We start from the raw sequence: 10,112 nt of genomic DNA on the forward strand, positions 1-10,112 counted from the left end.
GTGTCCTCTACTTCGTTCAGTTAAGGAAGCCGATATTAACACCAAACCCAACAACCTAGATAGGCGTTTTCGCATTTATCGTGAAACGCTTTCGCGTTTTTGGTGCATCACTTACAAAGAGGTGATATTAGAGGTATTTATTTCAAAAACAGAAAATGGATTGGGAAAAAACAGATTTATCACACTGCCTTAAATGATAAAACCCTCATAAATGCTATGAGGGTCGTTTCTATTTTGTCTGCAATGATCTCGATCATTTCTTCTGCATCAGGAAAAATACCAGTATCAAGCTTTGAATAAATCTTTTCCCCATTGACTGTTATCTCGAAAGCACCGCCTGAACTGGGAATAAGCTCTACCCTTTGAATTGTTCGATTAAAATGGGTAAACAATTTTTCCGCGAACCTCGCGGCTTTTGGTGCGTAGTTTCATTGCATACAAAATTCAATAATTACTTGGTACTGTTTCATTCCTATCCCCCTAAAACAAGGCTTTTTTTCAGCCAATATGTAACCACATTTTATCCCATCCCCTCCTGTTCCGCAATTGTTCAGCACGAGGTGTGCGGATTTATAATAAAACAGTTATACTATTTAATGGAGGTGGACATATTGAGTGAACAAGAAAAAATTCGCCTGACTTCTTTCTCAACAAAAGCTGGCTGAGGCTGCAAAATTGGTCCAGAGGACCTGGCGCAAGTTTTGCGCTTATTACCAAAACAAGAACCTGTTCCTGAATTATTAGTGGGACTTGATACATCTGATGATGCCGGAGTATATCGCTTAACCGACTCGATCGCCTTAATCCAAACGGTCGATTACTTTACCCCAATCGTGGATGACCCATATATGTTTGGTCAAATTACTGCTGCTAACGCATTGAGTGATGTCTATGCGATGGGCGGAGAACCGAAAACGGTATTAAATATTGTCGGCTACCCGATTAAAAAGCTCGGTGCAGAAATGCTTTCTGAAATCCTTCGCGGTGCCGCTGATAAAGTGAAGGAAGCGGGTGCGATAACCGTAGGCGGCCATTCGATTGATGACCAAGAACCAAAGTTTGGTTTATCGGTTACAGGCATCGTGCACCCTGATAAAGTATGGAAAAATGTTGGCGCAAAGCCAGGTGATGTTCTGGTGTTAACTAAACCAATTGGTGTTGGCATCCTGACTACCGGGATAAAAAAGATCTGCCGTGACTCCTGAACAGGAACAATTGGTGACCGAAACCATGGCGATGCTGAATAAAACGGCTGCTGTAGAGCTAATGAATTATCAGCCGCATTCCGTTACGGATGTTACTGGTTTTGGTTTACTTGGACACGGGAGTGAAATCGCACGCGGCAGTCATGTAAGATTTTGAGATTTCTCTAAGTCGCGTACCTGTTCTTGAAGGAGCGCTGGAATTAGCTAGAGATGGCGTTATCCCAGGTGGGTCCAAGTCGAATCATAAATGGTTAAGTGAGGATGTTGTTTATGAAGGAATTCTTCCTGAAGAACAGCTTGTGCTTTGCGATGCCATTACCTCGGGAGGTCTTCTCGTGTCTATTAGTGAGGACGAGGCTGCTGTGTATGTTGATCGGCTTAAAGCAAATGGTTTATTCGACGCTGCCATTATTGGCAGGGTGACAGAGAAACATGAGAAACTTATTTATGTGACACGATAAAAGCGAGGCTTTCATAAGCCTCGCTGTTTTTTTGCCAATAAACGGTTTCCACTTTATAATTTTTGACGCAGCTTTTCAATCATTTCCTTCGTCATTCTGTCTAAATCATATTCTGCTTTAAAGCCCCATTCCTCTTTGGCAGCCGAAGCATCAATTGAATTTGGCCAGCTATCAGCAATACATTGACGAACCGGGTCCACATGGTAGGAAATCTCGAACCCTGGAACATATTTAGATATGGATGCAGCAATTTCTTCAGGATCAAAGCTCATGGCAGTCACATTAAATGAATTGCGATGAATCAACTTGGAGGCATCCGCTTCCATTAAATCAATAATCGCTTTTAGGGCATCCGGCATGTACATCATCTCCATGTACGTCCCCTTATCAATATAAGAAGTAAATTTGCCGTTTTTAACAGCTTCATAATAGATTTCAACGGCATAATCAGTGGTCCCGCCACCAGGCAGTGCAACATAAGAAATTAAGCCAGGGAAACGCAACCCACGTGTATCGACACCGAATTTTTGATAATAGTAATCTGCAAGCAGCTCCCCTGCTACCTTATTTACACCATACATGGTAGTGGGACGCATAATCGTATCCTGGGGAGTATGATCCTTCGGTGTGGATGGACCAAATGCTCCGATTGAGCTAGGAGTGAAAAATTGGGCTTTCATCTCTCTCGCTGTTTCAAGGGCGTTCATCAGCCCGCCCATGTTTAAATTCCAAGCAAATACAGGCTTTGCTTCCGCCGTTGCCGAAAGAAGCGCAGCTAAATGCATGACCGTATCAACCTTATACTTTTTTGCTGTCTCAACCATTTTATTTAAATCGGTGACATCCACTGTTTCAAAGGGACCACTTTGTGCCGCCTCACTGTCATTTTTCTTGATATCTGTGGCAATGACGTTATCTGCGCCATAAACCTCGCGCAGCTTTAAGGTTAGTTCTGATCCGATTTGACCTAATGCACCTGTGATTAAAATACGTTTCATCGTTGTTTCTCCGTCCTCTTTACTTAAGCTGTATAATCCTGTTTACACATAAATACGTTACTATGTGGTCTAGAGTGTCTTGGATAAACCTATGAAATGATGCCCATTTCTTTCCCGACCTTTTCATAAATCGCGATCGCTTGGTCAAGCATTTCTTTTGTGTGTGCGGCAGTCGGCATATTGCGTACACGTCCGGTTCCCTTTGGAACGGTCGGGAACACGATGGACTTGGCATATACCCCTTCCTCATTGAGACGCTTACTAAATTGCTGCGTAAGCCCTTCATCGCCAATAATACATGGTGTAATAGGCGTTTCACTTGCGCCAATATTAAATCCTAATTCTTTTAAGCCCTTTTTCAAATAGTTGCCATTTTCCCATAGCTTTTTGTTAAGCTCCGTACTTTCCATTAACAGTTCAATGGATTTTTTACTAGCAGCTACATCTGCCGGTGTTAAGGAAGTCGAGAATAGGAATGGACGACTGCGGACCTTTAACCAGTCAATCAGGTTCTTCTTGCCGGCAACATAGCCGCCAACTACACCAATTGCTTTTGATAAAGTACCGATTTGGAAATCGATTTTATCTGACAATCCGAAATGTTTTACCGTACCAGCTCCATCACCAAGGACACCGGAGCCATGAGCATCGTCAACATACGTAATGAGATCAAATTCCTCCGCAATTTTGACGATTTCAGGTAATAAAGCAATATCCCCATCCATCGAAAATACGCCGTCCGTAATAACCATAATCTTATTGTAAAGACCGGATTCCTTTGCTTCTTTTGCTTTCGCACGCAGGTCCTCCATATCGGAGTGATTAACACGGATAATTTTTGCTTTAGAAAGTCTGCAGCCATCGATAATAGAGGCATGGTTTAATTCATCGGATAAAATCGCATCATTTTTATCCATGACAGCGGAAATGGCCGCCATATTGCAATTGAAACCAGATTGATAAGCAATCGCTGCTTCTGTATGTTTAAATTCAGCTAATTTTTCTTCCAATTCAACATGCAGCTTAAGCGTACCGTTAATGGTACGAACTGCACCTGCACCCACACCATATTTTTCAAGCGCATCAGCAGCGGCTTTTTTGAGACGGTCGTCTGTTGCCAAACCTAAATAGTTATTTGAAGAAAGATTGATTAGTTCTTTGCCATTAATCGTAATGACCGGTCCATTTGGACTTTCTAACGGGTCAATGACATTGTATAAACCTTTTCCTTTTAAATCTTCAAGATTCTCATTTAAAAATTGCTCTAAAGTGTTACTGGACACTTTCATTCCCCCTTAGTCTAATAAATTTTAAAAATACAGATGTCCGTCTGGAGAGGACACTACAATACCGATGAATCGGTAGTATGTATGGATTTCTATACTATACTTTATCATATTATTTTGTATTTGTTCACTAGTAGCGGACAAAATTTTTATTCTTTCTTAGTTTACCCGATAAATGGGAAAGTAAAAATAATTAAGAAAGAGTTGGGGAGCTGGAGCTGGACATTTCTCAAAGTCGAAACTTATAAATACTGATATTACAAAAAAAAGGAACCGATTTGGTCCCTTTTTCGTATCCCGTGCTTTAATTAATCTGAATGGTGCTTAATTTCCCTGCATTATTAATAATGGATTGGAGTGCCTCTTCATACTCTGCTTCCAATCGGTTAATGATATCGGCCGTTGATTCAATTCGATCAATGGCACCTACACCATGGCCAGCGGACCAGATATCCCTCCACGCCTTTGCATTTGTTTCCTTTTGCATATCGTCAAAGTTAACATTTTCTTTCTTCATCAATTGATCAGGGTCAAGACCCGCTTTTTTAATACTAGGTTTCAGCATGTTTGCGTTTATTCCGGAAAACGCATCTGTTAAAATGATATCATCCTGGGTTGCCTCGACAAGCATTTCACGATAATCCTGATTAGCCATACTTTCAGTCGCGACAATAAATCTTGTTCCCATGTAAGCAAGATCTGCTCCCGCAGCTTGTGCTGCTAATATGCTCTTGCCAGTTGAAATTGAACCTGCCAGGACAATAATTCCATCCCAGAATGTCCGGACCATATCAACAAAAGCAAAACTATTTATTTGCCCAGCATGTCCCCCGGCACCACTTGCTACTAAAATGAGACCATCGACTCCTGCCTCTGCCGCCTTTTTAGCAAATTTCAGATCGCTGACATCCGAGAAAACGAAACCTCCATATTCATGGACAATGTCGACAACGTGTTTGGGACTTCCCAATGAAGTAATGACTAACTGAGGTTTGTGTTTCTTGATTAAAGCCAGTTCATCTTGCAGACGGCTATAGGAGCTATGTACTACCATATTCATGGCCCATGGTGCAATTTTACGGTGAGGGTCGTTTTCGCGTGCCTTTTCAAGTTCTTGATTCAATTGGCCCATCCATTGATCCAGAACCTCAATCGGTCTTGCATTTGGAGCCGGGAATGAACCAATCACGCCATTTAAACAGCAATTTTTAACAAGCTCGGTGCCTGACACTAAAAACATTGGAGCTGCAATAACAGGTAACCTCAACTGATACCACCAATCTTCAGGTATTGATTTTTTCATCGTATCCACCTCTTGATTTAGAATTTTCTGAATAAAATTACTTATTTTAATAGTACATGAAAATGAATAGGTATTCAATCTTTGATTTTAATGATTATTTACGGGATGGAAACGCTTTTTTCAAAAGGCGAACAATTGCATTCTTTTTAAGTCTATTGTTCGGTTACTTGTAAAAAAGGGTTGAAATTCACTTTGGCCGTGATATAATGTGAACATAAATTTATAAGGTTTCGCTCATATAATCGCAGGGATATGGCCTGCAAGTTTCTACCGGATTACCGTAAATAATCTGACTATGGGTGGGTAATGAGAGTTACACTTTTTATGTGTGTATCTTTCTTTCCTTTGGAGATCAAGCCCAAAGGTCATTGCCTCACTCAGTTTTTGATGTGAGCCATGACCTTTGGGCTTTTTTATTTACACTTAGGGGGTAAACCATGAAGTTATTAGAGGATAGAATTAAAAAGGACGGAAAGGTCCTATCAGAACAAGTGTTAAAGGTAGATTCGTTTTTAAACCATCAAATTGATCCTGCATTAATGCTGGAAATTGGAAAAGAGTTTGCAGAACGGTTTGCTAATGAAGAGATAACGAAAATAGTAACGATTGAATCTTCAGGGATTGCTCCTGCTGTAATGGCCGGATATTATTTGAATGTTCCCGTGGTTTTTGCGCGAAAAAGAAAATCCTTAACACTAAATGATGATTTATTGACTGCTAGTGTTCACTCATTTACTAAGAATGAAACGAATGAGATCTCCATCTCTAAAAAGTATGTAAATGAAAATGATCGTGTTCTTATCATTGATGATTTCCTAGCTAATGGACAAGCTGCCCTTGGTTTAATAGAAATAGTGCAGCAAAGCGGTGCCGAGGTGATCGGGATTGGGATTGTGATTGAAAAGTCATTTCAAGAAGGGGCGCAAAAGCTTAAAGAACAAGGATTTAGAGTGGAATCACTGGCAAGAATTGCCTCACTTAAAAATGGAAATGCAACATTTATAAATGAAAAAGTGGAGGAATTGGTCTGATGAAAGCACAACCAATGAAAACAGCCTCATTAGGGATTCAACATGTATTAGCTATGTATGCAGGGGCTGTGATCGTTCCTCTCATCATTGGCGGTGCACTGGGTCTCTCTAGTAAACAATTAGCCTATCTAGTTTCGTTAGATATACTTACAAGCGGCATCGCCACATTGCTTCAAGTTTGGCAAAATCGTTATTTTGGGATTGGCCTTCCCATTGTGCTAGGCTGTACGTTTACCGCTGTAGGACCAATCATTGCCATAGGCGGCCAATATGGTCTTTCTGCTATTTATGGTTCGATTCTAGTCTCTGGAATAATTGTGATGTTGATTGCAACCTTTTTTGGAAAGTTCATTCGTTTCTTTCCACCGGTTGTGACAGGTTCTGTCGTAACGATTATTGGTACTACCCTTATTCCAGTTGCCATGAATAATGTTGCTGGCGGTCAAGGCAGCCCTGACTTCGGATCGATTTCCAATATTGCCCTTGCGTTTGGTACATTATTGTTCATTATTATCCTTTATCGATTTTCAAAAGGCTTCATTCGTGCCATTTCCATCTTACTTGGGTTAATTGGCGGCACAATCGCAGCATTTTTAATGGGAAAAGTAGATTTTACCGCTGTTGGCGAAGCTTCTTGGTTCCATCTGGTCACCCCGTTACATTTTGCCGTACCTTCATTCGAATTGGCTCCGATTATTACGATGACGCTTGTGGCGATCGTGAGTCTCGTAGAATCAACAGGTGTCTACTTTGCTTTAAGTGTTATAACAGGCAAAAAGCTTACGGAAAATGATTTGGTAAAAGGATATCGTTCAGAAGGTCTGGCTAGCGTCATTGGGGCATTTTTTAATTCATTCCCATATACCACCTACTCGCAAAATGTAGGGCTTGTCCAATTTTCTGGTGTCAAAGATAAAAAGGTCATTTATACAGCGGCTGGAATCTTAATATTCTTAGGATTAGTACCAAAAATCGCTGCTTTAACAACCGTGATTCCTACTGCTGTTCTTGGCGGTGCCATGGTCGCTATGTTTGGAATGGTCATTGCTTCCGGAATTAAGATGCTTAGTAAAGTCGATTTTTCATCTCAAGAAAACCTTTTAATCATCGCATGTTCTGTGGGAGTCGGATTAGGTGTTACCACCGTTCCGGATTTATTTGCACAGCTTCCGGAAAGTATCAAAATCCTGACAAATAGCGGGATTGTAGCAGGCAGCTTTACAGCAATTTTTCTAAACATTGTCTTCAATGTCGCAAAACCAATGAAGAAAAGTCAAACGACTCAAAGTTTAAAGGTATCCTAATAGTTAAAAAAATCAGCCGGGGTTATTTTATGCTCCGGCTGATTAAGTCTAATATACTGGTCACTGTACCTGTATTATCCTCACCTGCTCCGCTGGTTGTTTTTGTAATCGATATCGGAGCAATAATTTCGGCTCCCCCAAAGTTAACAATACCGCCGGAAACGGTCCCAATCCTAACACCATCGCGATTAACAGTCAATCACTTCACACTCCTTCCCTTCTCTTTTATTGTATGTACAGGTCCTGCAGCTTGTCTCCATTTCTTCAAAAAATAGACTATTTCAATATCCTCCACCTTATTTACAAACACTTTTTTGTTCAACTTTACAAATCCACTTATAATACCGTAACACAATCAATAATAGAAATGGGTTAATGATTGCAGCGTGCCAGATCCTCCACCAGCCATAATGGAAATAACCCCAAGGAGAAGGCAATAAAGTAATCATTTCATAAAGTAAAATAATAATAACAAAACCAATGATATATAAAATTTGTCTCTTGATCGCAGATTTAAACGGATACCAATTTAGAAAAATCATATTTGCTGGTGGAACTAAGAATAAATGTGGAATCAGCCCTTTCCATTCGATCTCTTTGGAAAAATACCAATACCCATGGTATTTAAACTCGATGAACGCGTCGAAATTAACTTGGAATGCAATTGTAAAGGTCCAGATATGAATGATTTGATTGACTGTCAGTGTTTTATTTTTTGTAAAGGCTATGAAATTAAAAATAAAGATGGCAATTATAAGTCCGACCATAGTTGATTTCCTTTTTATTATTACGATACCCAAAAAACTAGGCACACTATTCATAAATAGAAATTAGAAAAGTGCTTTACAGCAAAAACTTATATTTCCAATAAATTTATAGTGTTTTTTCATGTCAAAAATCTAGTCGAATCTTCTAAAATTTAGTATGATGGAATAATGTATTGAGTCTGAAACAAAGCGAGGATTACGAAAAAATGAGCCTTTTAAATGTTGAAAATTTATCACATACTTTCGGGGACCGTACTTTATTTAAAGACGTTTCCTTTCGATTATTAGCTGAAGATCATGTTGGACTTGTCGGTGCAAACGGCGTTGGTAAATCAACGTTAATGAATATTATTACTGGCCAATTAATACATGACAGCGGCCGTGTGGAATGGACACCGGGCGTTCACTACGGCTACTTGGATCAGCATACTGTATTGACTCCGGGAAGGACCATGCGAGATGTACTCCGCGATGCCTTTCTCCCGCTTTTTGAAAAAGAAAAGGAATTAAATGAAGTAACAGCGCAAATGGCTGACGCTTCTCCTGAAGAACTTGAAGTTCTTTTAGAAAAAATGGGTGAAATTCAAGATGCTCTGGATGCCGGCGGCTTCTATTCACTTGATATCAAAATTGAAGAAGCAGCCCGCGGATTAGGTTTAGATGCCATCGGATTAGACCGTGATGTTGCGGCACTCAGCGGAGGTCAGCGGACAAAGGTCCTTCTGGCAAAGTTACTTTTGGAACAGCCAAAGGTTCTATTACTCGATGAGCCGACCAACTATTTAGATGTGGAACATATTCGCTGGTTAACTTCTTATTTAAAAGATTATCCATATGCGTTTATTCTCATCTCCCATGATACGGAATTTATGAATCCAGTATCCAATGTCATTTTTCAATTAGAATTTTCGAAGCTGACCCGCTACACAGCCAGCTATGAGAAATTCCTGGAATTAGCGGAAATTAATAAGAATCAGCATATTAACGCCTATGAAAAACAAATGGAATTCATTAAAAAACAAGAAGATTTCATTGCAAAAAACAAAGCACGATATTCGACAACTGGCCGTGCCAAGAGTCGTCAAAAGCAGCTTGACCGTCTTGAACGGATTGACCGGCCGGAAACGGCGATAAAGCCAACATTTGGTTTCAAAGAGTCACGCAGCAGCAGCCGTTATGTTTTTGAAGCAAAGGATTTGGAAATCGGCTACGAACAGCCGCTCCTCCCGAAGATGAATGTTACACTTGAGCGCGGCGAAAAAGTTGCCATTATAGGCTGTAATGGTGTTGGTAAATCTACCCTGCTTAAAACAATGCTAGGTAAAATCGACCCATTAAACGGAAAAGTTGAACGCGGCGATTTCCTCTTCCCTTCTTATTTTGAACAAGAGGTAAAAGCAGGCGCATTGACACCGATTGATGATGTTTGGAATGCCTTCCCTTCGATGGATCAGCACCAAGTCCGTGCGGCTCTTGCCCGCTGCGGGTTGAAAAATGAACACATCTCCCGTCCAATGAACCAGTTGAGCGGTGGTGAGCAAGCAAAGGTCCGCCTTTGTAAGCTGATGATGAATGAAAGCAATTGGATATTATTCGATGAGCCGACCAATCACTTGGATATTGATGCAAAGGCAGAGTTAAAGCGTGCCCTTTGAAGCGGCGCACGAAACGCGAAAGCGTTTCACGAGAAACGCGAAAACGCCTATCTAGGTTGTCGGGTTTGGTTAATATCGGCTGACAACCGAACGCAGTACATA

The 10,112-nt window shown here is 40.6% G+C and carries 7 protein-coding genes, 4 pseudogenes and 1 riboswitch; of the genes and pseudogenes, 5 read left to right on the plus strand and 6 right to left on the minus strand.

The annotated features are described in order from the left end of the window. Positions 1-193, plus strand: a pseudogene (locus ACO1D1_RS10650) (hypothetical protein); the annotation flags it as partial. Here ACO1D1_RS10650 and ACO1D1_RS10655 read toward each other — a convergent pair. Next, positions 180-416 (minus strand): annotated as a pseudogene (locus ACO1D1_RS10655) (Rdx family protein); the annotation flags it as partial. The pseudogenes ACO1D1_RS10650 and ACO1D1_RS10655 sit on opposite strands and share 14 nt — an antisense overlap. Positions 417-596: 180 nt before the next feature. Between ACO1D1_RS10655 and selD the strand changes: the two are divergent. Further along, a pseudogene (gene selD / locus ACO1D1_RS10660) lies at positions 597-1,666 on the plus strand (selenide, water dikinase SelD). A gap of 53 nt (positions 1,667-1,719) precedes the next feature. Here the strand turns inward: selD and ACO1D1_RS10665 are convergent. The 3 genes from ACO1D1_RS10665 to ACO1D1_RS10675 form a co-directional block, all read right to left on the minus strand. Then, on the minus strand, positions 1,720-2,664 hold the full coding sequence (locus ACO1D1_RS10665) for an L-threonine 3-dehydrogenase (protein ID WP_423335917.1): 945 nt from the start codon (positions 2,662-2,664) through the stop codon (positions 1,720-1,722). Between the two features lie 89 nt (positions 2,665-2,753). Further along, on the minus strand, positions 2,754-3,947 hold the full coding sequence (locus ACO1D1_RS10670; RefSeq protein ID WP_149870265.1) for a glycine C-acetyltransferase: 1,194 nt from the start codon (positions 3,945-3,947) through the stop codon (positions 2,754-2,756). A gap of 307 nt (positions 3,948-4,254) precedes the next feature. After that, the gene (locus tag ACO1D1_RS10675) at positions 4,255-5,253 is read right to left on the minus strand and encodes an NAD(P)H-dependent flavin oxidoreductase (RefSeq protein ID WP_149870264.1); all 999 of its coding nucleotides are present in this window, start codon (positions 5,251-5,253) and stop codon (positions 4,255-4,257) included. A 214-nt stretch (positions 5,254-5,467) separates the two neighbouring features. Further along, positions 5,468-5,569, plus strand: a riboswitch (purine riboswitch). A gap of 121 nt (positions 5,570-5,690) precedes the next feature. Here ACO1D1_RS10675 and ACO1D1_RS10680 point away from each other — a divergent pair. Both ACO1D1_RS10680 and ACO1D1_RS10685 read left to right on the plus strand, forming a co-directional pair. Next, positions 5,691-6,284 (plus strand): xanthine phosphoribosyltransferase, encoded by a 594-nt coding sequence (locus tag ACO1D1_RS10680; RefSeq protein WP_423335918.1) that lies wholly within the window; start codon positions 5,691-5,693, stop codon positions 6,282-6,284. After that, entirely contained in the window at positions 6,284-7,588 is a 1,305-nt protein-coding gene (locus ACO1D1_RS10685; RefSeq protein WP_423335919.1) for a nucleobase:cation symporter-2 family protein, read from the plus strand. Before ACO1D1_RS10680 ends, ACO1D1_RS10685 begins: the two co-directional genes overlap by 1 nt. A gap of 22 nt (positions 7,589-7,610) precedes the next feature. Here ACO1D1_RS10685 and ACO1D1_RS10690 read toward each other — a convergent pair whose 3' ends face one another. Further along, positions 7,611-7,787, minus strand: a complete 177-nt coding sequence (locus ACO1D1_RS10690; protein WP_423335920.1) for a spore germination protein — start codon at positions 7,785-7,787, stop codon at positions 7,611-7,613. Positions 7,788-7,884: 97 nt separating this feature from the next. Continuing rightward, positions 7,885-8,355: a hypothetical protein gene (locus ACO1D1_RS10695; protein ID WP_423335921.1), complete on the minus strand. Its 471-nt coding sequence runs from the start codon at positions 8,353-8,355 to the stop codon at positions 7,885-7,887. Positions 8,356-8,561: 206 nt separating this feature from the next. On the opposite strand from ACO1D1_RS10695, the pseudogene ACO1D1_RS10700 reads away from it, so the two are divergent. Next, positions 8,562-10,007: pseudogene (locus ACO1D1_RS10700) on the plus strand (ABC-F family ATP-binding cassette domain-containing protein); the annotation flags it as partial. Positions 10,008-10,112: the final 105 nt, after the last annotated feature.

It is taken from the genome of Neobacillus sp. 19 (genome assembly GCF_049463095.1).
Lineage (GTDB): Bacteria > Bacillota > Bacilli > Bacillales > Cytobacillaceae > Neobacillus.